At 52.8% G+C, this 24,814-nt stretch carries 31 protein-coding genes, 1 tRNA gene, 1 riboswitch and 2 other annotated features; of the genes, 29 read left to right on the top strand and 3 right to left on the bottom strand.

Annotation, left to right across the window (positions count from 1 at the left end; all coding sequences use genetic code 11):
• Positions 1 to 44 precede the first annotated feature (44 nt).
• The 21 genes from CTH_RS03815 (at position 45) to obgE (ending at position 17,037) form a co-directional block, all read left to right on the top strand.
• Complete coding sequence (locus CTH_RS03815; RefSeq protein ID WP_078664330.1) at positions 45 to 359, top strand: nucleotidyltransferase domain-containing protein; 315 nt, start codon at positions 45 to 47, stop codon at positions 357 to 359.
• Positions 349 to 750 carry a HEPN domain-containing protein gene (locus CTH_RS03820; RefSeq protein WP_078664200.1) on the top strand — a complete coding sequence of 134 codons (402 nt, stop codon included), beginning with the start codon at positions 349 to 351 and terminating at the stop codon, positions 748 to 750. Before CTH_RS03815 ends, CTH_RS03820 begins: the two co-directional genes overlap by 11 nt.
• 126 nt (positions 751 to 876) lie before the next feature.
• Complete coding sequence (locus CTH_RS03825; protein ID WP_079907947.1) at positions 877 to 1,815, top strand: SDR family oxidoreductase; 939 nt, start codon at positions 877 to 879, stop codon at positions 1,813 to 1,815.
• The gene (murJ, locus tag CTH_RS03830; RefSeq protein ID WP_107753128.1) at positions 1,797 to 3,356 is read left to right on the top strand and encodes a murein biosynthesis integral membrane protein MurJ; all 1,560 of its coding nucleotides are present in this window, start codon (positions 1,797 to 1,799) and stop codon (positions 3,354 to 3,356) included. The genes CTH_RS03825 and murJ overlap by 19 nt, the downstream gene beginning before the upstream one ends.
• A gap of 59 nt (positions 3,357 to 3,415) precedes the next feature.
• Positions 3,416 to 3,844 (top strand): hypothetical protein, encoded by a 429-nt coding sequence (locus CTH_RS03835; protein WP_078664197.1) that lies wholly within the window; start codon positions 3,416 to 3,418, stop codon positions 3,842 to 3,844.
• Positions 3,837 to 4,367: a GerMN domain-containing protein gene (locus CTH_RS03840; RefSeq protein WP_079907950.1), complete on the top strand. Its 531-nt coding sequence runs from the start codon at positions 3,837 to 3,839 to the stop codon at positions 4,365 to 4,367. The genes CTH_RS03835 and CTH_RS03840 overlap by 8 nt, the downstream gene beginning before the upstream one ends.
• Positions 4,368 to 4,450: 83 nt before the next feature.
• Positions 4,451 to 4,747, top strand: coding sequence for a hypothetical protein (locus CTH_RS03845; protein ID WP_078664195.1), 297 nt, complete (start codon positions 4,451 to 4,453; stop codon positions 4,745 to 4,747).
• Entirely contained in the window at positions 4,738 to 5,334 is a 597-nt protein-coding gene (locus tag CTH_RS03850; RefSeq protein WP_159071816.1) for a YdcF family protein, read from the top strand. The genes CTH_RS03845 and CTH_RS03850 overlap by 10 nt, the downstream gene beginning before the upstream one ends.
• A gap of 110 nt (positions 5,335 to 5,444) precedes the next feature.
• Positions 5,445 to 6,125 (top strand): CBS domain-containing protein, encoded by a 681-nt coding sequence (locus CTH_RS03855; protein WP_078664193.1) that lies wholly within the window; start codon positions 5,445 to 5,447, stop codon positions 6,123 to 6,125.
• Between the two features lie 200 nt (positions 6,126 to 6,325).
• Positions 6,326 to 6,401: transfer RNA gene (locus CTH_RS03860), tRNA-Ala, on the top strand.
• Positions 6,402 to 6,421: 20 nt separating this feature from the next.
• On the top strand, positions 6,422 to 6,670 hold the full coding sequence (locus CTH_RS03865) for a DUF4160 domain-containing protein (RefSeq protein ID WP_078664192.1): 249 nt from the start codon (positions 6,422 to 6,424) through the stop codon (positions 6,668 to 6,670).
• A 12-nt stretch (positions 6,671 to 6,682) separates the two neighbouring features.
• Positions 6,683 to 6,931, top strand: a complete 249-nt coding sequence (locus tag CTH_RS03870) for a DUF2442 domain-containing protein (RefSeq protein WP_079932969.1) — start codon at positions 6,683 to 6,685, stop codon at positions 6,929 to 6,931.
• Between the two features lie 87 nt (positions 6,932 to 7,018).
• Positions 7,019 to 9,745 carry a putative bifunctional diguanylate cyclase/phosphodiesterase gene (locus tag CTH_RS03875; protein ID WP_079932970.1) on the top strand — a complete coding sequence of 909 codons (2,727 nt, stop codon included), beginning with the start codon at positions 7,019 to 7,021 and terminating at the stop codon, positions 9,743 to 9,745.
• 117 nt (positions 9,746 to 9,862) lie between these two features.
• Positions 9,863 to 11,728, top strand: a complete 1,866-nt coding sequence (locus CTH_RS03880; RefSeq protein ID WP_107753130.1) for a TIGR03960 family B12-binding radical SAM protein — start codon at positions 9,863 to 9,865, stop codon at positions 11,726 to 11,728.
• Positions 11,725 to 12,423 carry a TIGR03936 family radical SAM-associated protein gene (locus tag CTH_RS03885; RefSeq protein ID WP_078664188.1) on the top strand — a complete coding sequence of 233 codons (699 nt, stop codon included), beginning with the start codon at positions 11,725 to 11,727 and terminating at the stop codon, positions 12,421 to 12,423. The genes CTH_RS03880 and CTH_RS03885 overlap by 4 nt, the downstream gene beginning before the upstream one ends.
• Before the next feature lie 5 nt (positions 12,424 to 12,428).
• Positions 12,429 to 14,144, top strand: a complete 1,716-nt coding sequence (locus CTH_RS03890) for an Rne/Rng family ribonuclease (protein WP_079906734.1) — start codon at positions 12,429 to 12,431, stop codon at positions 14,142 to 14,144.
• A 29-nt stretch (positions 14,145 to 14,173) separates the two neighbouring features.
• Positions 14,174 to 14,250, top strand: a sequence feature (ribosomal protein L21 leader region).
• A gap of 9 nt (positions 14,251 to 14,259) precedes the next feature.
• Positions 14,260 to 14,571 carry a 50S ribosomal protein L21 gene (gene rplU / locus CTH_RS03895; protein ID WP_078664186.1) on the top strand — a complete coding sequence of 104 codons (312 nt, stop codon included), beginning with the start codon at positions 14,260 to 14,262 and terminating at the stop codon, positions 14,569 to 14,571.
• A gap of 2 nt (positions 14,572 to 14,573) precedes the next feature.
• The gene (locus tag CTH_RS03900; RefSeq protein WP_078664185.1) at positions 14,574 to 14,918 is read left to right on the top strand and encodes a ribosomal-processing cysteine protease Prp; all 345 of its coding nucleotides are present in this window, start codon (positions 14,574 to 14,576) and stop codon (positions 14,916 to 14,918) included.
• Positions 14,918 to 15,217 (top strand): 50S ribosomal protein L27, encoded by a 300-nt coding sequence (gene rpmA, locus CTH_RS03905; RefSeq protein WP_078664184.1) that lies wholly within the window; start codon positions 14,918 to 14,920, stop codon positions 15,215 to 15,217. The genes CTH_RS03900 and rpmA overlap by 1 nt, the downstream gene beginning before the upstream one ends.
• A gap of 61 nt (positions 15,218 to 15,278) precedes the next feature.
• Positions 15,279 to 15,773, top strand: a complete 495-nt coding sequence (locus CTH_RS03910; RefSeq protein ID WP_107753132.1) for a Spo0B domain-containing protein — start codon at positions 15,279 to 15,281, stop codon at positions 15,771 to 15,773.
• Positions 15,760 to 17,037 (top strand): GTPase ObgE, encoded by a 1,278-nt coding sequence (gene obgE, locus CTH_RS03915; protein ID WP_078664182.1) that lies wholly within the window; start codon positions 15,760 to 15,762, stop codon positions 17,035 to 17,037. Before CTH_RS03910 ends, obgE begins: the two co-directional genes overlap by 14 nt.
• 11 nt (positions 17,038 to 17,048) lie before the next feature.
• Here the strand turns inward: obgE and CTH_RS03920 are convergent, their stop codons facing one another.
• Entirely contained in the window at positions 17,049 to 17,279 is a 231-nt protein-coding gene (locus tag CTH_RS03920; RefSeq protein ID WP_078664181.1) for a hypothetical protein, read from the bottom strand.
• Positions 17,280 to 17,416: 137 nt separating this feature from the next.
• Here CTH_RS03920 and yhbY point away from each other — a divergent pair, with 137 nt between their 5' ends.
• The 6 genes from yhbY (at position 17,417) to CTH_RS03945 (ending at position 21,429) form a co-directional block, all read left to right on the top strand.
• Positions 17,417 to 17,710 carry a ribosome assembly RNA-binding protein YhbY gene (gene yhbY / locus CTH_RS03925; protein ID WP_078664180.1) on the top strand — a complete coding sequence of 98 codons (294 nt, stop codon included), beginning with the start codon at positions 17,417 to 17,419 and terminating at the stop codon, positions 17,708 to 17,710.
• A 27-nt stretch (positions 17,711 to 17,737) separates the two neighbouring features.
• Positions 17,738 to 18,868 carry a glutamate 5-kinase gene (gene proB / locus CTH_RS03930; RefSeq protein WP_078664179.1) on the top strand — a complete coding sequence of 377 codons (1,131 nt, stop codon included), beginning with the start codon at positions 17,738 to 17,740 and terminating at the stop codon, positions 18,866 to 18,868.
• A gap of 12 nt (positions 18,869 to 18,880) precedes the next feature.
• Complete coding sequence (locus tag CTH_RS03935; protein WP_107753134.1) at positions 18,881 to 20,137, top strand: glutamate-5-semialdehyde dehydrogenase; 1,257 nt, start codon at positions 18,881 to 18,883, stop codon at positions 20,135 to 20,137.
• A gap of 158 nt (positions 20,138 to 20,295) precedes the next feature.
• A complete protein-coding gene (locus CTH_RS14090) occupies positions 20,296 to 20,469 on the top strand; it encodes a hypothetical protein (protein ID WP_159071817.1) in 174 nt (57 codons plus the stop codon).
• Positions 20,470 to 20,484: 15 nt separating this feature from the next.
• Positions 20,485 to 21,093: a nicotinate-nucleotide adenylyltransferase gene (nadD, locus tag CTH_RS03940; RefSeq protein WP_079907634.1), complete on the top strand. Its 609-nt coding sequence runs from the start codon at positions 20,485 to 20,487 to the stop codon at positions 21,091 to 21,093.
• Between the two features lie 81 nt (positions 21,094 to 21,174).
• On the top strand, positions 21,175 to 21,429 hold the full coding sequence (locus CTH_RS03945; protein ID WP_174182986.1) for an RNA recognition motif domain-containing protein: 255 nt from the start codon (positions 21,175 to 21,177) through the stop codon (positions 21,427 to 21,429).
• Between the two features lie 40 nt (positions 21,430 to 21,469).
• Here the strand turns inward: CTH_RS03945 and CTH_RS03950 are convergent, their stop codons facing one another.
• Complete coding sequence (locus tag CTH_RS03950) at positions 21,470 to 22,633, bottom strand: HD domain-containing phosphohydrolase (RefSeq protein WP_107753136.1); 1,164 nt, start codon at positions 22,631 to 22,633, stop codon at positions 21,470 to 21,472.
• Positions 22,634 to 22,803: 170 nt separating this feature from the next.
• Positions 22,804 to 22,891, bottom strand: a riboswitch (cyclic di-GMP riboswitch).
• Positions 22,892 to 22,981: 90 nt separating this feature from the next.
• The gene (locus CTH_RS03955; RefSeq protein ID WP_078664175.1) at positions 22,982 to 23,464 is read right to left on the bottom strand and encodes a YbaK/EbsC family protein; all 483 of its coding nucleotides are present in this window, start codon (positions 23,462 to 23,464) and stop codon (positions 22,982 to 22,984) included.
• A gap of 127 nt (positions 23,465 to 23,591) precedes the next feature.
• Between CTH_RS03955 and yqeK the strand changes: the two genes are divergently transcribed.
• Together yqeK and rsfS are read left to right on the top strand one after the other, a co-directional pair.
• Positions 23,592 to 24,161, top strand: a complete 570-nt coding sequence (yqeK, locus tag CTH_RS03960) for a bis(5'-nucleosyl)-tetraphosphatase (symmetrical) YqeK (RefSeq protein WP_159071818.1) — start codon at positions 23,592 to 23,594, stop codon at positions 24,159 to 24,161.
• The gene (gene rsfS / locus CTH_RS03965; RefSeq protein ID WP_078664173.1) at positions 24,162 to 24,512 is read left to right on the top strand and encodes a ribosome silencing factor; all 351 of its coding nucleotides are present in this window, start codon (positions 24,162 to 24,164) and stop codon (positions 24,510 to 24,512) included. It abuts the gene before it with no gap.
• Between the two features lie 36 nt (positions 24,513 to 24,548).
• Positions 24,549 to 24,774, top strand: a binding site (T-box leader).
• Positions 24,775 to 24,814: the final 40 nt, after the last annotated feature.

The following is a 24,814-nucleotide window of genomic DNA, read 5'->3' on the forward strand; positions in this document are numbered from 1 at the left end:
GCTATAATAAAATTAAGCAGCTTAATCAAAAGGCAGTGATCAAAATGAACGAAGATGTTATTCAAGAAATGGTGAATGCCATTCGGACAAAATTTAATCCAGAGCAAATAATAGTATTTGGTTCATGGGCTAGAGGAGAAGCAAATGAGGATAGTGATATAGACTTTTTAGTCATTATGCCTGATGAAATACCAAATAAGAGATTTTTACAAATAGAAATCAGAAAAGCTCTAAGAGGATTTGCTATCCCTAAAGATGTTGTAGTTCTGAGTAAAAATGAAATCTCCAAATATAAAAATATTAATGGGTTAGTATATAAAAACGCTCTTGAAGAGGGTAGAGTTTATTATGGAAGATAACCTTATTTATACAAAATGGCTCAATTATGCAAATGAAGACATCCGAACTGCAAAAGCCATAATTAAAGAAGATTTACCAGCTAGAAATGCCTGTTATATGGCCCAGCAATGTGCTGAGAAAAGCCTAAAAGCTTTATTATTAAAATTTAAAATTCCTTTTAAAAAATCTCATGACCTGGCATATTTGGCAGAATTGTTACCGAGGGAATATGCAAACACCTTTTTAGAATTTGACCTTGAATGGCTCACAGAATGGTGTGTTGAAGGTCGATATCCGGGAGATTACCCGGAAGCTGATAGAGAGGATGCAATGTTAGCCATTAATATAGCCGAAGCAGTTTACCATTTAGCATATAAGATCCTTACAGAACAAAAAATAATTATTAGTTAGCCTCAACTTGAGGCTATTTTTTCTGCATTTTTTGCATTTTTTTGCTTGAAATTCCCAGAATTGAATAGAAAAATTCGCCAGAGTTTGGTATAATATTTCTAAATTAGTATCTAAGGAGGTAGCATTTTGGCAACAAAAGTTTTAGTTACCGGTGGGGCCGGTTTTATTGGCTCCCACTTGACCGAAGCTTTGTTGGAACAGGGCTATGAAGTAACAGTAGCAGACAACTTGAGCACAGGCAAGTTGCTTAATTTACCTCATAAAGGGGAAAATTTTCACAAACTTGACATCACCGCTCCCGAATTTCGGCAGCTGGTACGAGAACTCAAACCCCGTTATATCTTCCACCAGGCGGCGCAAATCGATGTCCAGACCTCCCTGGCTGATCCCATCCTGGATGCTAAAGTCAATATCCTGGGCACCCTCAATGTCCTGGAAGCCTGCCGTGAGGCAGGGGTGGAAAAGCTGATCTATGCCTCTTCCGCTGCGGTCTTCGGGGAACCTCAGTATCTGGGCATCGATGAAGCTCATCCGGTAGAACCCCTTGCTCCCTATGGCGTCTCCAAGCATACTCCTGAACATTACCTGGCCCTCTATGGCCAGCTTTATGGCCTGCGCTGGACTGCCCTGCGCTATGCCAATGTTTATGGTCCCCGCCAGGATGCCTCCGGTGAGGGCGGGGTGGTGGCCATTTTCACCGACCGCCTGTTAAAAGGCCAGGAGCCGGTGATTTATGGCGATGGCCAGCAGACCCGGGATTTCATCTATGTTGCTGACGTGGTAGCTGCCAACCTGTCCGCTCTGGAACGGGGCGATGGCGGGATCTACAATATCGGCACTGGACAGGCTACCAGTGTGCTGGAGCTTTACCGGACTCTGGCGGAGCTGTTGCGCGAGTCAGGAGAAAGGGAGGTACCGTCCTACCGGCTGGCTCCGGCCCGGCCGGGCGATATCCGCCACAGCTATTTTAATCCACAGCGGGCAGAACAGGAACTGGACTGGCGAGCCCGTTACAGTTTGCGTCAGGGATTGGAGCTGATGCTGGCATGTCTCAGGGCCGATTAGCCAGAGCAGCTGCCGGCATGGTAGTGGTCAGCCTGCTCAGCAAGATCCTGGGTTTTGGCCGGGAAACGGTGATTGCCGCCCAGCTGGGGGCGACAGCGGCCGGGGATGCCTTCAAGGTGGCATCCTTTATCCCGATGATGCTGTTTAACATCATCGCGGCTGCTCTGGGCAACACCTTTATACCCCTGCTGACTGAACTGGAAACCAGCCGGGGGGAGAAAGAACTAAACCGCTATGTCGCCAATGTCACCAACTCCATCACTGTTATTGCCCTGGTCTTCGCCGGGCTGGGCATGCTCCTCAATCCCTGGTTGGTGAAACTGATTGCACCCGGCTTTAAGGCCGAAACCTATCAGCTTACAGTGGAACTGGTCTACTGGTTAATGCCCTGTATTGTGCTGCTGGGCTTTATTGGCCTGACCACCGGTTACCTCAATTTCCGCCATGTCTTTGCCAGGCCTCTGCTGGGCGGGGTGGTATTTAATATCATCATTATCGCCGGCCTGATTTTGCTGGTGCCCTGGCTGGGAGTGCAGGGAGCAGTGCTGGCCTTGCTGCTGGCCTATGGCGGCCAGGTGCTCTACCAGCTGGCGGTAGCAATCAGGTACGGTTTTCGCTTTCGGCCTGTCCTGGACTGGCGGGAACCATACCTGAAGCGGATGCTCAAACTGGCGGTGCCGGTGATTATCGGGACCGCAGTCTGGACGGTATCTACCCTGGTGGACCGCATTTTTGCCAGTTCCCTGGCCGAAGGCAGCATTTCTGCCCTGGACTATGCTGCCCGGTTGAACAGCTTTGCCCTCGGTCTCTTTGTTTCTGCTATTGCCAGTGTCTATTTTCCTACCCTATCCCGGGCCGGTGCAGCCCGGGACTGGGGGGCTTTCAACGACCATTTGTTGCGGGCTATTAACATTAACATCTATATTATCCTGCCCATGGCGGTGGGATTGCTGGTGCTGGCTCAGCCCATAGTGCGGCTGCTCTTTGAACGGGGGGCTTTTGACAGCAGGGCTACAGCCATGACTGCCGAAGCGCTGGCCTTTTTGTCCCTGGGTTTGCTGGCTTTTGCCCTGCGGGAGATTTTTAGCCGGGCCTTTTATTCCCTGCAGGATACGCTTACTCCGTTGACTAACGGGATCATGACGGTGTTGCTGAACGTGGGCCTCAATGCGATCCTGGTCAGGCTGATGGGCCTGAGTGGTATCGCTTTGGCTACTTCCCTGGCTTCCAATCTGATGATCCTCTACCTGGGCTGGCGCTTGAAAGGCAAGGCGCCCCGGCTCAGCTACCGCCCTGTCTGGATAGCAGCAGGCAAAGGGGTGGTGGCAGTGCTGGCCATGGCCCTGGCTGTGAAGGGCTGCGACCTGCTGCTGGCCCGCTGGGGCAGTCAGCACTGGGGCCTGGTCCTGCGGGTAGGACTGGATATTGTCCTGGGGGCAGGGGTGTATTTTCTGGCTCTCTGGTGGTTAAAGGTGACGGAATTGCAGGAGCTTTTAAGCTGGGCGGGAAAAAAATTAAAAATTTCCTTCTTAAAGGTTTAAACTTTATGGCTTCTGCATATCCTATATAAGGGAACTTTTATTTAAAGGAGTTGGGAGTCGTGAAAGGAAAAGGCAGAAAACTGAAAAAACTCATTCTGGACATGCAAGGTCAACTGAGTGAACGTCTGGAAGCCCTGGCCGATGAGGAAAAGAAGCTGAAAAAGGCTTTGGAATATCTGGCCAAAGGGGTTGAAATTCTGGATGAGTTGGAAGAAGCTCAGGCCAGAAAGCGGGCGCGGACGCCGCGGGCCCATGATCCCAATTCACTGGGGGGCAAGGACCTGCGGGCCAAGGTGGTGGAAGTTTTGCAAAACTCCCCCATGCCCCTGGCGGCAGCCCAGATTCTGCAGAGCCTTACTGATCAGGGCCTGACTCCTCGTAGCAAGGATTTGCTCCTGGTTTATCTGGCTGAGATGGCCAAGCAGGGGGAAATCGTGCGGCCGCGGCGGGGTTATTACACTGTGCCTGAGGCTATGGAAAATGTCTAGGTTCTGGCAGTGGACAGCCATTATTGCCGCCCTGGTGCTGCTGGGCGGTTGTCTGGGCCGGCCGCAGGCCGGCTCACCCCCTGCTGCGCCTCCGAATACGGTGACCCGGGAAATCACGTTGTACTTTGCTGATATGCAGGCGGAAAAGGTAACCCCGGAGCGCCGCCAGGTGCAGGTTGAGCCGGACCAGGCTCTGGTACCGGTGATTGTGCAGGAATTGATCAATGGCCCGCGGGTAAAAGGCCATTTTCCCACTATTCCTCCTGGGACCCGCTTGCTGGACTGGAAACTGGAAAAGGGACTGCTTACCCTCAATTTTTCCCGGGAGATTCAGGTCAACCATCCGGGTGGGACGGCCGGGGAAGCCATGACCATCTATTCCCTGGTTACCAGCCTGACTGAACTGCCGGAAGTGCGGGAAGTGCAGTTTCTGGTGGAAGGGGAAAAGAATGAAGCCATCTGGGGCCACGCTGATACCACCCGCCCGTTTAAACGCAATCCCGACATGATCGATAAACCCTGACAGGTCGAGGGAATCGACCTGTTTCTTTTTTATTGACCTGGTCCGGCTGGAATGCGTAAAATAGAGGCAGGAGGTATAAAACGATGTTTTTTCTCCTGGATTTTACCGCTCTGGCTTTGCTGCTGGAGGAAAGGCTGGAAGCTATATATATCTGGCGGGATTTCTGGGACCGGCTGGCCGGTCTGGGCCTGATGCTGGCTCTGGCCTGGTGGTTGCTGGCCTGGCGCTGGGGCTGGAGCTGGTGGCAGGCAGGGGCTGGTTTACTCTGGCTGGCCCAGGCGGGCTATCTGAAATGGCGCCTGGAGGGCCGGCGCCTTTCGCCCTGGTGGCTGGCGGCAGGTACCTGGCTGGCCCATGCGGGAAGGGGGTTTTGGGGCTGAAACAATGGGAAAAAATCGGACGTTTGTTACTGGCTTTGCTGGCCAGCTGGTACCTGACCTTGCTGGGACTGGTCATATGGCAGGGGGAAAAGGCGCAACCTGGGCGGGGAGACGTGATCATCGTCCTGGGGGCCAAACTCTGGAATGGTAAGCCCAGCCCCATCCTGGCAGAAAGGCTGAAAGTGGCGGCAGACCTGTACCGGCAGGGGCTGGCGGGGAAAGTGATTGTCAGTGGCGGCCTGGACCAGGGCCAGAAACTGACCGAGGCTCTGGCTATGGCCCAGTGGCTGAGAGAACACGGTGTCAGGGCAGAGGATATTATTACCGATGAGGTTTCCACCAGCACCTGGGAGAATGTGCTTAACAGCCAGCGCCTGATGCAACAGCATGGCTGGCAGCGGGCCATACTGGTTACCAACAACTTTCATCTCTTCCGGGCGGGTCTTACTGCCCGGTGGCTGGGAATGACCTACTCCCTGGCGGCCGCTCCCATGCCTTTTGACTGGTGGACTGTCAGTAAGTATTACCTGCGGGAGCCTGTTGCCCTGACTTATTACCTGTTTTTTGTTTTCGGCAAAACCATTTAACCCCATGCACCGACAGTTCGGGGCCTTTTCTGCCAGTTTGGCCCTTTCGCACTTTAACTATCCGGGCAAATAACTATAATAAGGGTAGGATAAGATAGGGGGAAAAAGCTGTGCGCGTACTGGTAAAAGATATAATGACCCGGGGTGTTATCAAACTGGACAAGAACAGCACTTTGCAGGAAGTGGCCAAACTCTTTGCCGAGCGCATGATTGACGGGGCGCCGGTGGTGGAAAACAAAAAGGTGGCCGGGGTTTTAACCAAAACCCATCTTTTGCGGGCCATGGCCCAGGGACTGGCTCTGGATACCCCCATCGAAGCCCTGATGTCCCGCAATGTCATTACCATTAACCAGATGATGCCGGCCGAGGAGGCCATGGCTATCCCGGTAGGGCGATTGCCAGTGGTCAATGACCGGGGGGAACTGGTGGGCTGGTTGACCAGGACCGACCTGGCCAATGCCTTCAGTGAAAAATACAAATTTTTCACCCAGGATCTGATAGCTGTGCTGGATTCTTTGCCCTATGCCCTGGTGGCGGTGGACCGGGAGGGGCGCATTACCACCATCAACCGGGCTGCCTGTGAGCTCTGCGGAGTAGAGGCTGAGGATGCCCTGGAGCAGCCAGTTCAGGAAGTCTTTAACTGTCCTGATCTTTTGAAAGTAGCTAGAAATGGCATTGCTTTGTATAATCAAAAATTGCAGATCAATAACCGTCCCGTTCTGGCTAATTATTTTCCTGTTTTAGCAGAAGAAAAGTTGATTGGAGCAGTGGCTTTGTTGCATAATTTATAATAGAGAAACAGGAAAGGGGAGAATGAGGATGATCTTAAAAGGCTTAATCGGATTGTTTGTGACAGGCTTTACCGCTTATGTGTTTACGGCCATGCTCTTTATCCCTGACCGCAGCAGCAAGTTTTACCACAGATAAGCAAGGGAGCAGGGGTTGACCCTGCTGGCACTCCTCGCTATAATAAATGATGTTGAGCAAAAGTGGGCGTGTAGCTCAGCTGGGAGAGCGCCAGAATCGCACTCTGGAGGTCGTGGGTTCAAGTCCCATCACGTCCACCAATTTTTTTGGAGGGTTGTTTGTGCCCGAGATTGCCAGATTTTATGGTATCGTTATTAAAATGTTTTTTAATGATCATTTGCCTCCCCATTTTCATGCTATTTATGGGGAGAGGGTAGGGATGTTTGAAATTTCTACTCTCGAAATGATCGAAGGAGATTTACCTAACCGAGCAATAAAGTTAGTTAAAGAATGGGCTGAAAAATATCAGACTGAGTTAATGGCAATGTGGAATAATCAAGAGTTTCGTAGGTTAGAAGGTCTTGAATAAGGGGGTAGGGAGATGTACCCTAAAGTTAAGGAAGTTAAGGCTAGTTCGGATTATACCCTCTTAATTACTTTTGACAATGGTAAGAAAAAAATTTACGACTTTAGTCCTTTATTAGATCAAGACAATTTTTTAGACCTTAAAAACATAGCTCTTTTTAAAGCGGCTCAAGTAGATGCAGGTGGCTATGGAGTTACCTGGCCCAATGGGGCGGATATCAGTGAATACGCCCTCTGGGTCGACGGAAAGGAAATAAAAGACTGAAGGCATAGGCCCTCAGTCTTTTTTTATTGTCTTTTTTTGTAACAGGTGCTAAGATAAATTTAAGAGCGAAGCAGAGGAGTGAACTAAATGAAAGAAAAGTCCGCCTGGCTGGCGTTATTTATAAAAATCGGTCTTATACTTGCTATAGCCATTCTGGTTGCCAATCAATCAATAGTTTTGTTTTTGGCAAATCAAATCCAGGCCCGGGAAAGAGAGGATATAGCTGCTATTACCCGGGTGATTCAGCTGGCTATCCGCAACAGTGATGCTGCGGTGAAGGAAATTGAGCGGTCAGTGGATCTGCGCCTGTATAATGCTTCCCTGTATTTGGCTCGTGAACTTAAGGGGCGCCGGATTGAAACCATCAGCCAGCAGGAGCTGGAGCGCTTACGGGACAAACTGAAGTTAACCCATATCTCTCTCTTCGTCCGCCAGGGTGAGGATATTGTTGTCGCTAAGTCCACAGACCCCAAAGAGATAGGCCTCAGCTCCAAACACTGGGGTTACTGGTTTCAAGCTTTTAATCAGCTTTTTGCCTTAAAACAGGTGGATGTGGGCAAGGGCTTCTACTTGCCCTACTACTGGGCCGGGCCCGTCTCTCTCTCTGATGCCGATGGGAAGTACTACAAATATGCTTACTACTATGATGGTACCACTGCCTTCATAATCAATCCCTTTATTTCCGAACAGGAAATTAAGGCTTTAAGTGCTCATTCCCGGCCGGGTAAGCTGATTGAAAGCCTGCTCAATGCCAATGAACATCTGGTTGAAATTGCTGTCATCAATCTGCCGGCCTATCTCAATGACAAGCCGAAAGTGATCGAACCGGAGCGGGATCTGCCTGTCCTGTATGGGGCCAATAAATTCAGCCTGCCCCAGGACCGCACCTACTTTCGGCAGGTATTGAACACCGGGCAACCGGTACATTCCAGTTTTAAACATCAGGGCAAGGATTATGAAAAACATTATATTCCCCTGGACAACAACCGGGTACTGGCGGTGGTGGTAGACAAACAGCCCCAGCAAAAGCTGTTTGTCCGGATCAAGGGATTTTTGCTTTCAGTAACCGGGATAATTTATTTGCTGGTAATGCTTCAGCTTTATGGGCTCACTCGCCGTTACTGGTCCTTGCTGGTCATGGAGAAAGAACGGCTGCAGGTAGCTGAGGAGTTTAAAAGCCTGATTGGGGTTTTACCCAATGTCATCTTCAAACTAAAACGGGATGAAGCTGGTAACATCTACCCCACTTATAGTGAAGGTTCTACTGTCACTCAAGCGGGCATGGAAACGGCCAGGGTCAAAGGCCTAAAACTCGCCGATCATCTTGAGCCCAGGCTCTATTCTCGGATCAAGCCCTACCTGGATCAGGCCTTTGCCGGACAGGAAACGGAATTTCATATCGAATACCAGGGGAGGGTTTTTCACTGCCAGATTAAACCCATCTGGCGCGAAGGCCAGGTGGTGGAAATCGCCGGTTTTGCCACCGATGTTACGGAAAAATATCAGGCGGAGGAGAGAATCAAGTTTCTGGCCTTTTTCGACCAGGTTACCGGTTTGCCCAATCGGGCCCATCTAATGCAGCATCTGGAGACGGTGCTGGCCGATGGGCGTCAGGATGGCTTTACCGCTGTCTTGCTGATGGACCTGGACCGCTTCAAGGTGATTAATGACACTCTGGGTCATATCCGGGGGGATATGTTGCTGGTGGAGACGGCCAAACGCCTGCGCCGGGCCGTTGGCCCCGGCCATTTCCTGGCCCGCATGGGGGGAGATGAATTCATCCTGATTTTGCATCGTATCCCCAGCATCCGGGAAATCAAGCAGGTGGCCGAACGCATTATTGCCAGCTTTCAGGAGTCCTTTCAGATCGATAACCACCAGGTGTATATTACCACCAGTATCGGTATCAGTCTGAAACACATCCATGGGGACGATGCCGAAACCCTGCTGAAAAATGCGGACAGTGCCCTCTACCGGGCCAAAGCTAAAGGCAAAAACAACTACAAATTCTATGTTAAAAATGGACAAGCTGTGGAGCGTTTGCAGCTGGAAAATGATTTGCGCCAGGCCCTGGAACGGGGGGAATTTTTCCTGGTCTATCAGCCCAAGTTTTACGTTTGCGATGGCCGCCTGGGCGGGGTGGAGGCCCTGGTCCGCTGGCAGCACCCTCAGCGGGGTGTAGTAATGCCCGGGGAATTTATCGGGCTGGCGGAAGAAATGGGCTTGATCATTCCCCTGGGGGAATGGATTTTGCGCCAGGCTTTGCGCCAGCTCAAGGCCTGGGAAGAGGCGGGCTTGTCACCGGTCAAGGTTTCTGTCAACCTCTCCGGTGTCCAGTTTTACCAGAAGGACCTGGTGGTGCGGATTGCTGAGATTATAAGAGAAGAGGGGGTAGATCCATCGTTGCTGATTCTGGAAATTACCGAAACGGTGTCCATGCAGAACCTGGATTATACCCTTTCTGTGCTGAAAAAATTGCGGGAACTGGGGGTCCAGATTTCCATCGATGATTTTGGCACCGGTTACTCGGCCCTCAATTACCTCAAACGGTTCCCGGTTGACTATCTCAAGGTGGACCGTTCCTTTGTCCTGGATATCGGACGGGATGCCAATGGGGAGGCGGTGATCAAGACCATCATTGCCCTGGCCCAGAATCTGGGCCTCAAGGTGGTGGCTGAAGGAGTAGAGACAGAAGAACAGGTCAGGTTCCTGCAGGCACTGGGGTGCCATTTGGCCCAGGGTTACTATTACAGTAAACCGCTGTTACCTGTGGAGCTGGCCGACCGGTATCTGGCTCAGCCTCTGTCCGTATAGGACAGGGGCTTGTTTTTGTACAGAAAGAGGAGCAGGTTTTCCTAAAATTGCAGGTTAACTTGCATCACAACACCGATAATGGTATGTTATAGAGTGACAGTAAAGGAGGTACATATCATGCTGGCTGAACGGATTGAACGCCTCTTGCCCCGGGTGCAGAAACCGGCCCGCTATGTAGGCAATGAGGTCAACAGCATAAAAAAGGACTGGCAACAGGTACAGGTAATCATGGCCTTTGCCTTTCCCGATGTTTATGAAGTGGGTATGTCCCATTTAGGCCTGCGCATCCTCTACCATGAGGTGAACAAGCGGCAGGATGCTCTAATGGAGAGGGTTTTTGCCCCCTGGACTGACCTGGAGGAATTGCTGCGCCAGGAAGGTTTGCCCCTCTTTAGCCTGGAGAGCCGCCGCCCCCTGGCTGATTTCGACCTGATCGGCTTTACCCTGCAGTATGAGCTGAGTTTCAGCAATATTCTCAACATGCTGGATTTGGCCCGGCTGCCTTTGTTTAGCCGGGAGCGGGGAGAGGAGCATCCCCTGATTCTGGCCGGGGGACCCTGTGCTTTTAACCCCGAGCCTCTGGCGGATTTCATCGATGCTTTTGTTATCGGTGAAGGGGAAGAAGTAATTCACGAAATTCTGGATGTGGTAAGGGACTGGAAGCAGGATGGCCGCCCCGGCGGGCGTCAGGAAGTGTTGCTGCGCCTGGCCCGGGTACCGGGGGTCTATGTGCCCGCTTTTTATACCGTCAACTACCGGGAAGATGGCAGCATTACCTCTATTGGTCCCAACCGGGAAGGAGTGCCGGCCCGGGTAACCCGGCGGCTGATCAGGGACCTGGACAGTCTGGATTTTCCCACTGCCCCCATCGTGCCCTTTCTGGAAACGGTGCATGATCGTATTATGCTGGAGGTACTCAGGGGCTGTACCCGCGGCTGCCGCTTCTGTCAGGCCGGGATGATTTACCGGCCGGTGCGGGAACGGAAGTCGGAGACTTTGCTGAGACAGGCCCGGGAGGCGGTACGTCACACCGGTTACAATGAAATTGCCCTCACGTCCCTCAGCACTGCCGATTATTCCTGTGTTGCCCCCTTGCTGGCTACCCTGATCAATGAACTGGGGGAAGAGGGAGTAGGGGTTTCGCTGCCCAGTTTGCGGGTGGATGCCTTTTCCGTAGATCTGGCCCAGCAAATCCAGCGGGTGCGCAAAACCGGCCTGACCTTTGCTCCCGAGGCTGGAACCCAGCGTATGCGGAATATCATCAACAAAGGGGTAACCGAAGCGGATCTGGAAGCGGCGGTCACTGCTGCCTTCCGGGCGGGCTGGAATCAGATCAAACTTTATTTCATGATCGGTCTGCCGGAGGAACGGGAAGAGGATGTGGCCGGAATCGCAGCCTTAGCTGCCAGAGTGGTGGAAATCGGGCGGCGGGAGAAAACGACCAGCCGCCAGGTCAAGGTGACGGTCAGTGTATCCTCCTTTGTGCCCAAGGCCCATACCCCTTTCCAGTGGGTGGGCCAGGACAGTATGGAAAACCTGCAGAAAAAGCAGGAATTGCTGAAAGAGCTGGTGAAAAAGAACAAAGCCATTACTCTCAACTACCATGATGCCCGTACCAGCCTCATTGAAGCGGCTTTTGCCCGCGGGGATCGGCGGCTGGGGGCTGTACTATATACTGCCTGGCAGCAAGGCTGCAAATTTGATGGCTGGAGTGAGCATTTCCGCTATGAGACCTGGCGGGAGGCTTTTGCAGCCCATGGTTTCACACCGGAAGACTTTGCCCGGCGCAGCTTCGGACGAGAGGAAATCCTGCCCTGGGAGCATATTAACAGCGGGGTCAGCAAGGACTTTCTCTGGCGGGAATATGAACAGGCCATACGGCAGGCAGTCACCCCTGATTGTCGCTGGTATGGCTGCAAGGGCTGCCGCCTCTGTCCTGACCTGGAAGTGGATAATCTGCTCCAGGGAGGTGAACGGGCATGAAATATCGTTTGAAATGGCAACGGGGCTGGGAAGTGCGGTTTGTTTCCCACCTCGATCTGTTGCGTACCTGGGAGCGGTCCTTGCGCCGGGCCGGTTTGCCCCTGGCTTTAACGGAAGGTTTTAATCCCCATCCCAAACTGGCTTTTGCCCATGCCCTGGCTGTGGGTATGACCAGTGAGGGAGAATATTTGGACCTGGAACTGCGGGAATACCTCCTGCCGGCTGAAGTGCAGGAGCGTCTCAATCAGGCCTTGCCCCGGGGTTTCCAGGTAGTAAAAATCCGCACTTTGCCGGAAGGGGCACCGGCCCTGATGAGTATCGTCAACCGGGCGGATTATCTGTTAGGCCTGCCCCTGCGGGAAGCGGTGACCGATGTCAATGAGCAGCTGCAGGCCCTGCTGACAAAGCCTGCTCTGCCTTTGCTCAAACGCAGCAAGAGCGGGGAGAGGGAAGTGGATTTCCGCCCCCTTCTTTACCGGCTGGCCGGCAGCAGTGATGGCCCGATGGTGCATCTGCGCTGTCTGGTAGCAGCCGGCAGTGAGGCCAACGTGCGGCCTGAAGATATAGTGAAGCTGCTGGAAAAATATCTGAGCTGGCCGGTGGTGGAACACGGCTTGCTGATGCATCGCCTGGATTTGCTGGTGGCCAGGGGAGGCGAACTGTATAGCCCAATGGAAATCGTGCATAAGGGGTGAGCCCTTTGGGCAGAGAACTGGTTGTGAATGTTAGAGAGGAAGAGACCCGGGTTGCCATGCTGGAAGAAGGCCAGCTGGTGGAGGTACTGGTGGAGCGCTCCCAGGCCCAGCGCCTGGTGGGCAATATCTACCGGGGCCGGGTGGAAAATGTCCTGCCGGGGATGCAGGCCGCTTTTGTCAATATCGGCCTGGAGAAGAATGCCTTTCTCTATGTGGATGATGCCGTGCCCCAGCGGCTGCCAGAGGAGTTTCTGGGAGAGGAGGAAACCCCTTTACCACAGGAAAAGCGGCCCCGGGCCAATATTACCGATGTGGTCAAGGAAGGCCAGGAACTGCTGGTGCAAATCACCAAGGAACCCCTGGGCACCAAAGGGGCTCGCATTACCACCCATATTACCCTGCCGGGCCGTTATCTGGTGCTGATGCCTACCGTGGACTATGTCGGGGTCAGCCGCCGCATTGAAGATGAAGAGGAAAGACAGCGTCTGCGGGAACTGGCGGAAAAGCTGCGGCCCCCTAAAATCGGGGTGATCGTACGAACGGTGGCAGAAGGTATGTCGGCCAGTGAGCTGCAGCAGGACCTGGAGATGCTGCTGAAACTGTGGAAGCGCATCCAGATGCGCAGCACTGGTGGGGGAGTGCCCAGTCTGGTGCACCGGGATTTGGATCTGGTGCAGCGCCTGGTTCGGGATTTGTTTACGGAAGAAATTGAACGGGTAATGATCGATCAGCGCCATGCCTATGAAAAGGTACTGGAACTGCTGGACCTGATGGCTCCTCAGTTGAAATACCGGGTGCAGCTGTTTGAGGGGGAAAACCTCTTCCAGCGCTTCAACCTGGAAGCCGAGCTGGAAAAGGCTTTAAAACGCCGGGTCTGGCTGAAAAGCGGCGGTTATCTGGTTATCGACCAGACAGAGGCTTTGACTGCCATCGATGTCAATACCGGTAAATATGTGGGTCAGAAGGACCTGGAGGAGACGGTGCTGCATACCAATCTGGAGGCGGCCCGGGAAATCGTGCGCCAGATGCGCCTGCGCAATCTGGGCGGCATTATTATTATTGATTTTATCGATATGGCGACCGAGGAGCACCGGCAACAGGTGCTGGCAGTACTGGAGGAGGAAATCAGGAAGGACCGGACTAAAACCCATGTGCTGGGTATTACCCAGCTGGGTCTGGTGGAAATAACCCGCAAGAAAACCCGCTCCGGCCTGGAAAGCCTGTTGATGCGCCCCTGTCCCTACTGTGAAGGCCGGGGCCTGGTGCTCTCCGAGGAGACGGTCGCCATCAAGGTCAGACAGGCCCTCTATGAGCTCTGCAGCCGCACCCTGGGCGAGGCCATTCTGGTGGAAGTCCATCCAGCGGTGGCTGCCTTGCTCATCGGCAGTGGTGGCAGCGGCCTGAGAGAGCTGGAAAGCCGCACCCGCCGGGAGATTTTGATTCGGGGTAATCAGGAGTTACATCTGGAGCAATTTAACCTGCGGGCCCTGTCATCCCGGGCTGAACTGGAAAACAATATTCCTGTCAAATTGGGACAGGTGCTGCAACTCAAGGTGGAAGAGCCCCACACCGGCAATCCTCGGGATGGGATTGCCCGCTATCATGGTTTTGTCATCAATATCGATGGCGGTGGGGCTTTTATTGGGGAAAAGCTGCAGGTTGAAGTGACCCGGGTGCAGAAAACTTCTGCCCGGGCCCGGATTTTGCGGATTGTTACTTGACATTTCTGCCCTTTTCCGGTAGAATAATTGAGTGTTCACAACCGCACGAAAGGGGCCGGAAAATGGCCGACAGGCCTGCCTGCTTTCGGCGAGTCTGGAATAGGGAGGTGCAAGCATGTACGCAATTATCCAAACTGGCGGTAAGCAGTACCGGGTACAGGAAGGCGATGTACTGCGGGTTGAAAAGCTGAATGCAGAAGTTGGCGCTACTGTGGAACTGGACCAGGTTCTGGCTGTAGCAAAGGATGGCCAGCTGGTAGTGGGCAATCCTACCGTACCGGGGGCCAAGGCTGTACTGAAAGTGCTGGAACACGGCAAAGGCAAGAAGATCATTGTCTTCAAGTACAAGCCCAAGAAAAACTATCGCCGTAAGCAAGGTCATCGTCAACCCTACACCAAGGTTGTAGTGGAAAAGATTATGGCCTAACTATGATTACCATCGAAATTTTCCGGACCGGTACAGGGGAAATCAAGGCTTACCGTTTCAGCGGACATGCTGGTGCGCGCCGTCCCGGGGAGACTTATGACTTCCTCTGCGGAGTGGTTTCCATGCTGGCTCTGGCTATCACCAACGGACTAACCGAGGTGGCAGGCGTTGAGCCCCGGGAACTGACGGTGGCTGATGGTTACCTGTACTGTGTGTTACCCGATAATCTGGCGGCTGACCGGCGCCTCCAGGCCCGAGTTTTGACAGAAACGCTGGCACTAAACGCTGAACAGCTGTCAGCCGACCACCCCGAACATGTAACTGTGATCAAGAGGAGGTGGACCTGATGTTAAAGCTGAATCTGCAGAACCTGCAACTGTTCGCTCAGAAAAAAGGGGTAGGTTCTTCCAAGAACGGCCGGGACTCTGAAGCCAAGCGGCTGGGGGTCAAGCGGCATGATGGCCAGGTTGTACTGGCCGGCAATATCCTGGTGCGCCAGCGGGGAACCAAGATTCACCCTGGCCGCAATGTCGGTATCGGCAAGGATGATACCCTGTTCGCCCTGATCGACGGGGTTGTGCGCTTTGAAAGAAAAGGTCGCGACAAGAAACAGGTCAGCGTATATCCTGTGGAAGCGGCTCTGTAAGATTTACCCCAGCCAGCCTCTGGCTGGGGTCTTTATCTTTGCGGGGGAAGGTGAGGGAGTCATGGGGGAACGCTGGCTGCAGCAATTGAACCGGCGCCGACATGACCTGTTCAATTATTTGCAGATGCTCAGTGGCTACCTGCAAATGGGGGATCTGGAGGCAGTGCGGCGGCAGCTGTCAAATCTACAGCGAACTCTGGAGGAAGAAAGCCATCTCTGCCGTCTGGGCCAGCCAGACCTGGTGCTGGCCTTGCTGGAGCTGAAGCAGTGGGCCCAGGCTCAGGAGCATGAGCTGGAAATAGTCTGTGCAGGGCAGCCGCAGCCCCGGGCAGCCCTGGCTCTGGTTGCCTTTCTGGAGGGTTTGTGCCAGCAGGGGCGGCTGCCAACAGGGGAAGACAGCATGCTTTTCCTGCAAGCATCCGGGCCCAGTCTGCGCCTCAGCTGGCAACCAGCCCCGGTGGGAATGGAAACGGGGCTGGCAGGGGCATATTACATAGCAGAGGATGGAGCCCTAATCTGGGAATATCCAGGGAGGGATAAAAGTGTTTCTGGATAAAGCAAGAATCTACGTCAAAGGTGGCGATGGCGGCAATGGGGCTGTTGCCTACCGGCGGGAAAAATATGTCCCCATGGGTGGTCCCTGGGGTGGTGATGGTGGCAAAGGCGGAGATGTTATCCTGGTAGTGGATGAGGGGTTGCGTACCCTCATCGATTTTCGCTACCAGAAGCATTACAAGGCGGAACGGGGCGAAAACGGCGGTACCAAGAACATGCATGGCCGCAAGGGTGAAGACCTGCTTATCCGCGTACCCCCTGGAACCGTGGTCCGGGATGCTGACACCGGAGCCTTGCTGGCTGACCTTACCGAACACGGCCAGCGGGTGGTAGTAGCCAGAGGCGGCCGGGGTGGCCGGGGCAATACCCGTTTTGCCAGCAACAAAGACAAGTGCCCAGCCTATGCGGAAAAAGGCGATCCGGGCGAAGAGCGCTGGCTGTTGCTGGAGCTGAAACTGCTGGCTGATGTGGGGCTGATCGGGTATCCCAATGTGGGCAAATCTACCATCATTTCCCGGGTTTCCGCCGCCAAACCGGAAATTGCCAATTACCACTTTACCACCATTGTCCCCAATCTGGGGGTGGTCAAGGTGGGAGAGGAAAGTTTTGTCATGGCCGATATTCCCGGTCTGATTGAAGGGGCCCATACCGGTGCTGGTCTGGGCCACGAATTCCTGCGCCATACGGAGCGAACCCGCCTGCTGGTACACGTGCTGGATATCGCCGGGTCGGAGGGACGGGACCCCTTGCAGGATTTTGCCGTCATCAACCGGGAGCTGGCCCTGTACAGTGAGCGGCTGGCCCGGCGTCCCCAGGTGATTGCGGCCAACAAGATGGACTTACCGGGAGCCGAGGAAAACCTGGCCCGCCTGCGCCAGGAACTGGGGGAGCAGTACCCTGTATTCCCCGTATCCGCTGCGACCGGACAGGGCCTGGATGAACTGGTAAAATATCTGGCCCGGCGTTTGCCGGAATTGCCGCCGGAAGAAGCGGTGGAGGCGGTAGAACCGGAGGAGGTCAAGGTCACCCGGGTGGAAGAGACGGAGCCCTTTACCCTGAAGCGGGATGAGGAGGGCGTTTGGGTAATCGGTGGCCAGGAAGTAGAGAAGCATTTCCATCGCACTGATTTCAACAATGAGGCAGCAGTACGCCGCTTCCAGAAAATCCTGGAGGTGCTAGGCGTGGATCGGGCTTTGCGGGAAGCTGGCATCCAGGAAGGGGATACTGTCAGGATTATGGATATGGAATTTGAATGGCAGGAGTAAAGCCTGCCTTTTTATTTTCTAACGTAAAAAATAATTATCCGCTGACGTAATAAATAATATATAATCCAGATGGAGGCCAGAGCGGTAACAGGCCATGGAATACTGATTAAATGCCAGTGCTGCGGTACTAGTATACCAAGGCTGACCAGGAGAGGTAAAATTACCGGGAGAGCGCAATGGAGTAGGTGCCAGACAACAGTCACAACAGCCAGGATAAATCCGAAAAAACCGTTTTTTATCATTGGACTTACCTCCTTCCATAAAATAATATAAGCTGGGATTGGAAACGATGTATGCAGATGATAACTACCGGGGTGGAGAGACCCTTTTTTTTATGGTATAATATAAGCCAAACTTAAACGAATGAGGTGCAAAATTCATGGTATTGACAGGGAAACAGAAACGCTATCTCCGGGGATTGGGCAGTTTAGAACCCGTCACCGTTCAGATTGGTAAAGGTGGGGTCACTCCCACTGTCATTCAGCAGCTGGATGAAACTCTGGAGGCCCGCGAGCTGGTCAAGGTCCGGGTGCTGAAAAACTGTCTCGAAGAAAAGGAAGACATTGCTCGCCGGCTGGCAGAAGGTACCGGGGCCGAGCTGGTACAGATGATCGGGCACAATCTCCTCTTCTATCGACCGGCCCAAAAGCCGCAAATTCAATTACCCGGATAAGCGATTTACGGTGTGGAGGGGAGCAAGATGGTTGAGGAGAGAAAGAGATATCTGAAGCAGGTAAAAAGGGTAGTTGTCAAGGTTGGTTCATCTACCCTGACCCACAGTAGCGGGCGGCTCAACCTGCAGCACATGGAGGCGCTGGTGCACCAGCTGGCTGATTTACATAACCGGGGTTTACAGGTGATTCTGGTTACTTCCGGAGCAGTAGGGGCCGGGATCGGCAAGCTGGGTTTGAAACGACGGCCTCGCACCATCCCGGAAAAGCAGGCCGCGGCTGCGGTGGGACAGGGGATATTATTGCATATGTATGAAAAATTGTTCGCCGAATATGGTCAGACGGTGGCCCAGATTCTCCTGACCCGGGAGGATGTGGCCCATCGTTCCCGGTTTCTGAATGCTCGCAATGCCCTGTTTACCCTGCTGAAGCTGGAAGTAATTCCAATCATAAATGAAAATGATGCGGTGGCGGTGGAGGAAATCAAGTTCGGGGACAATGATACCCTTTCCGCCCTGGTGGCCAGTCTGGTGGAAGCTGATCTGCTTATTTTGCTTTCCGATATCGCTGGCCTGTATGAGGCTGATCCGCGCAGCCAGCCTGATGCCCGTTTGCTCAACTGGGTGGCGGAGATTACCCCGGAAATTGAGGCTATGGCCGGGGGAGCGGGGACCCAGCTGGGTACCGGAGGAATGGCGACTAAAATCCAGGCAGCCAAAATCGCTGTTTCTTCCGGAACGGCTATGGTAATTGCTGATGGTTCCCGGCCCGGAGTGATTCAGGATATCCTGGCCGGAGAGGAGGTTGGCACCTGGTTTAAACCCCAGGACCATCCCCTGCAGGCCCGTAAGCGCTGGATTGCCTTCAGCCCTGGTGTGAAAGGGCGGCTGGTAGTGGATGACGGTGCTGTCCGCGCTCTGGTTAAGGGGCGCAAGAGTCTGTTAGCCAGCGGCTTGCTAGCGGTAGAGGGCAGCTTCAGCGAGGGACAGGTGGTAACGGTGGTGGACCGGGAAGGACGGGAGATCGCCCGGGGACTGGTCAACTACAGTGCTACTGAGCTGGAGCAGATCAAGGGTCTGAAAACCGAGGCGATTGAACGGCTATTAGGTCATAAAAACTATGATGAAGTGATTCACCGGGATAATCTGGTGGTTTTATAGGGAGGGTATAGGATGGATGTACGGCAGTATGTAGTGGAAAAAGCCAAACTGGCCCAGAAGGCGGCCCGGCAGCTGGCAGCTGCCAGCACTGATGTCAAGAATGCAGCCTTACTGGCCATGGCCGAGGCTTTGCAACAGCGGTCAGATGAGATATTGCGGGCCAATGCCCAGGATATGGAGGCAGGACGGCAGAAGGGGCTCTCCCAGGCCCTGCTGGATCGGTTGTTGTTGACGGAAAAGCGCATTGCCGACATGGCAGAAGGGTTACGCCAGGTAGCCGCTTTGCCGGATCCGGTTGGGGAAGTGGTAAAAATGTGGACCCGCCCCAATGGGTTACAGATCGGACAAATGCGGGTGCCGCTGGGTGTAGTGGGCATAATCTATGAGGCCCGGCCCAATGTCACGGTGGATGCGGCTGCTCTCTGCCTGAAAACCGGCAATGCTGTGCTTTTGCGTGGCGGCTCGGAAGCCATTCATTCCAATACCGCCATTGCCCGGATTATTTCCCGGGCGGCCCGGGAGGTGGGTCTGCCGGAAGGGGCTATTCAGCTGATAGAAATCACTGACCGGGAAGCGGTCAATGTTATGTTGCGTTTAAATGGCTATCTGGATGTCCTCATTCCCCGGGGGGGTGCCGGGCTGATTCGCACGGTGGTGGAAAATGCCAGCGTGCCGGTAATTGAAACCGGGGTGGGCAACTGTCATGTTTATGTGGATGCGGAAGCCGATCTGGCCATGGCGGAGGAAATTGTGATCAACGCCAAAACCCAGCGGCCGGCGGTTTGCAATGCCATGGAGACTCTGCTGGTCCACCGGGAGGTAGCCGCCGAATTTTTGCCCGGCCTGGCAGAAAGGCTGACGGAGCTGGGGGTAGAGCTGAGGGGCTGTCCTGTCACCCGGAGTCTGGTGCCGGGGATTCAACCCGCTACTGAGGACGATTGGGCCACGGAATTTCTTGATCTGATTCTGGCCATCCGGGTAGTGGATTCCCTGGATGAGGCTCTGGAGCATATCTACCTGTATGGTACCAAACATTCAGAAGCGATTGTGACCAGCAACTATTTTACTGCCCGGCGCTTCCTGCAGGAAGTGGATGCGGCTGCCGTCTATGTAAATGCCTCTACCCGTTTTACTGATGGTTTCCAGTTCGGTTTCGGGGCGGAAATTGGGATCAGTACCCAGAAATTGCATGCCAGGGGGCCGATGGGATTGACGGAATTGACAACCATCAAGTATATTGTTTATGGTGAAGGTCAAATCAGGGAGTAAACGGGAGATATTTTTGTTTTTTGATAGTACATGACAGAACAAGTCTCTTTTCTGCTGCTCAGGGGGTATTTTTGGCGGTTGCCGGAAAAGAACTGGTCCGGACAGCCCTTTGTCGCTTATGCTGTTATTACAAATCGGCGACAAAGGGGTGAAAGGCCATGGTGTGCAAGAGCTGTCAACTGTGTGGCAGGGAAGGGCAGGCTGACCTGGTCTGTAGCTGGATTCTGGCAGATGGGGAAGTAACAGAAGCCTGCTGGTGTGTGTGCAAAGATTGTCGCCAGCATCTAGAAGATCGGGTCTGGAGTGTTTATCGGGAATTGCTGGGAATGTGAGGCAAGGAGTGGACCATGGATAAGCGGGTTGCGGTGATGGGTGGGACTTTTGATCCCATCCATCTAGGCCACCTGGTGGTGGCTCAGGAAGTTGCGGATGAACTGGGGCTGGATCGGGTGCTGTTCGTTCCCTCCGGCCAGCCCCCCCATAAACAGGGGGCAAAAGTGACAGCGGCGGAGCTAAGGGCGGAAATGGTCAGGCTGGCCATAGCGGACAATCCCCGTTTTCAGCTTTGCCTGCTGGAGCTGGAAAGGCCAGGGCCTTCATATACATACGATACGGTTCGGCAGCTGCTGGACCAGGGGAATTACCAGGAGCTCTATTTCATCACCGGGGCCGATGCGGTGCTGGAGATTCTGACCTGGCACCGGGTGCGGGAATTGCTGGCCTTATGTCATTTTATTGCTGTTACAAGGCCGGGTTTTGAGCTGGAGCAATTGCGGGAGGTGCAGGGACGGCTGGGAACGCAGCTGGGACAGCGAATCCGGCCCTTTACAGTGCCCTCTCTGGCTATTTCCTCCTCGGACATACGGGCCCGGGTGGCCCGGGGGAAAAGCATCAAGTATCTGGTTCATCCCGAGGTAGAAAAATTTATTGTTAATAATAACCTGTACCGGTTTTAATTTGCTCACATACTTTGCGCCCACCATTCAAATACTAAACTTGCCTGAAAGGCAGACTTATTTTTGGAGAGGTGGGTTACCATGGTGACAACATTGTATGTAGGCAATTTGCCCTGGGCCATTAAACAGGATGACTTAATCCGGGCCTTTTCCCAGCATGGGGAAGTGCTGGGGGCCAGGATTATTACTGACCGGGAAACCGGGCGCAGTCGCGGTTTCGGTTTTGTGGAAGTCAACGATGCCGATGCCGATCGCATGATTCAGGCGATGAACGGGGCGGAGCTACAGGGACGTACAATTACTGTAAATGAGGCTAAACCCAGGGAATTACAGTAAGTAAAAGAAGACTGTCGACCTTTACGTCGGCAGTCTTCTTTTAAAATTCTTTTTCAGCAATCTTTTCACAGGCCAGTTTTACTGAAATAAAGGTACCCTTTCCAGTATAGGAGATAAGCAATTGTTCACATTGATTAAAAACCAGCGGCAGACCTCTTCCCAGGGAGTTCCGGGTGGAAAAACCATTAATTAGGATGAATTGTGGCAATTTTTCCAGCACAAACCCTTTTCCCTCGTCTCTAAGGGTAATAATGATGTTATAGCTTTTATCTAACCCCCATTGTACGTGCCCCCGGCCAGCATGTTTTACAATATTTGTGATTAACTCAGAAAAAACCACGGAATAGATCCTTTGCTTATGCTGGGGTACTAAAATTTTTTCCAGCCAGTTGCTAAACATTTGTCTGGCCTGGGATATATCAAAAACGCTTTTAATAGAAACTTTAGTAAAATAGGTGTAATCGAGTTCGTGGTGTTTAATTTCTTCATCGCTGATTAACTTTACCTTTCCGTTTGTGACATCCTCCAAAAAATTTTTATAAAGTGCTACTATATGTTTATACTGCCAATCATGGTGTCCTTCAGGGTTAAAAGTTTTTTCCCACCAATTAATGAAGACATTTACTACCTGCGGGTCCCATTGTTTACCTGCCTCTTGAATTAATATCCCGATTGCCTGTTCCTGGGACATACCTGGACGGTATACTCTGTCACTGGTCATTGCATCAAAAGCATCTGCCACTGCTAATATTCTGGCGCCTAAATCAATGGTTTCACCAACCAGGCCATAGGGGTAACCGCTTCCATTCCAGTATTCATGGTGCTGAGCAATGGCAGGCAATAGTTCCCGAAAACTTTCAAATCCTTCCAGAATACGACATGCTATTAAAGGATGCTGTTTAAGCAGGGTCATTTCTTCTTCTGTTAACTTATCTGGCTTTCTTAATATTTGGTCGGGTACTCCGATTTTACCGATATCGTGGAATAGTGCGGCCAGATAGATTTGCTCCACCTGTTCTTGTGGGAGATCCATTTCCAGGGCAATGATTCTGGCATACTCTGCTACTTTCTGGGAGTGATGTTTTGTATAACTGTCTTTTGCTTCAACAGCCTGGATGATTGTATTAATCGCTGCAATCATGACTTCATTAGTTGGTATTTCCGAGTATTTGGCAGCGAACAGGCTGATGTATTTGATGTCCATTGAATTTGTATCCCCTTCCCTATGTTATTAACCATGAAATAGCACATTAAATTAAAGCCAGCGGTACCATTTTTCCGGACTAGATTCTTAAACATCCTTAATAATAGAAAAAGCCTTTCCAGGGAAGCCCATGGAAAGGCAGAGCAACCATATGCTCGCTGCTTTCCAGCTTCGGCAACCTGGCAATCATAGCCCTGGAGGGGCCTTAGACCCATGGCTTTGCGCCCCCATCTTTCGATGGGTTTGCCTTTATCGACTGTTTTGCATTTTATTGTATAGCACAAATTTAATCTACTAAATAATTTATTACAATTAAACTAAAAATGTCAATACTGGATAAAGAATATTTTAACATACATCCACCACTTGACCACCGGTAATAACCTGCAGTTGCTCCAGGGTTACTGGCACAGCTGAATTGGGAGTACCGGCAGCAGCATAGACCAGCGGAAATCTCTGCATACTGATATCCAGATATACCGGCAGGGGCTGGGAGAGAGCAAAGGGACAAACTCCGCCAGCGGGATAGCCGGTATAGTGCAGGGCCTGTTCGGGATTAGCAAAACGGATTTTGCGGGCTCCGGTCAGGGCCTTTAATTTTTTGGTATCCACCCTGAGATCTCCACAGGTAACTACCAGCAGGGGCTTCTCATCAGCCAGGAATACCAGGCTTTTAGCGATTTGGGCCGGTGTCACCCCTAGCGCCCTGGCAGCCAGCTCACTGGTTTCGGTACTGACCTCAAACTCGATTACCTTTATTCCCAGCTGGAATTGATCCAGAAATTCCTGAATCCGTTGATGAACTGGATTTTGCAGGGTTTGTACCACCATTGTCTCCCCCTCATCTCCTTTTTTAGAGTCAGTATAAAGAAAAATGGGAGAAAATGCAAGGCACTCGCCATTTTTGCCTGTTTATGCTATAATGGGCGGAGAAAACTGTCAACAGGGGTTAACCGGGATGGAAGCAGTTACCTTTATTCAACAACAAGTAAAAGGAGAACGCTGGCAGCATATTGAAGGGGTACGCCAGCAGGCCCGCCGTTTGGCCCTTACCCACGGACTGGAGCCGGAAAAGGCGGAACAGGCGGCCGTCTGGCATGATGTCGCCCGCGATTATCCTCCGGAGCGGTTGCTGGAACTGGCCCGGCAGCAGGGGCTGGAACTGGATGCCGACTGGCTGGCTGTACCCATGCTTTTACATGGGCCGGTGGGAGCGCAGCTGGCGGCTGAACAGGGGGTAAGGGACAAGGAAGTTTTGCAGGCCATTGCCCGTCATACCCTGGGCCATCCGGAGGCGACAGCCCTGGACAAGCTGTTGTTTGTGGCCGATATGATCGAACCGGGACGGGATTACCCTGGAGTGGAGGAATTAAGACTGCTGGCAGCCAGGGATCTGGAAGGGGCCTATCTGGCCGGGCTGGATCATACTCTCCGCTATTTGCTGGAGCGCCAGCAATACATCCATCCGCTGGCGGTTAGGGCCCGCAATGCCCAGTTACTAAGACTTAAGGCAAGGGAGGTAAAATAAGTGTCTGAGCAAGAGACCAGAAAGTTACTGGATTTGATTAAAGCCGGTGCCGAAGACAAGAAAGCCCGCAATATCACTATTCTGGAACTGGGTGAACTCTCAATTATGACCGATTATTTTGTCATCATGAGCGGTAATTCCACTACCCAGGTGCGGGCTATCGCCGATGGGATTGAAGAGAAGGTCAAGGAAGGCCTGGGGGTAATTCCCCTGCGGCGGGAAGGCCTGCGTTCTGGCCGCTGGATTTTGCTGGATTATGGTCAGGCGGTGGTGCATGTCTTTCTGGAGGAAGAGCGCCAGTATTATAACCTGGAACGTCTCTGGGGCGAGGCTAAGCGCCTTGACAGTTAAGCCGCTTTTCAGTATAATATCGGACAAAATGGTAATTTAATGGCGATGAAGGGGAAGAGTACCTTATTAGCCGGTTGACAGAGAGCCGCTGGCTGGTGGAAAGCGGTAACCGCCATAGGGGAACTGGCCCCGGAGCTGGAAAGGCGAACCCGCTGGCAGTAGTCTTTCCCGGCCGCCGCCGTTACCGGCAGCAAGGGGATCGGGCTTTTTGAGTCCGGTCAATTTGGGTGGTACCGCGGAAGCAAGGCCTTTCGTCCCAAGGGGGAGGAAAGGCTTTTCTATTTGGCAAAAATAAGGAGGAG

Origin of the sequence: Carboxydocella thermautotrophica, assembly GCA_003054495.1 — a bacterium.
GTDB lineage: Bacteria > Bacillota.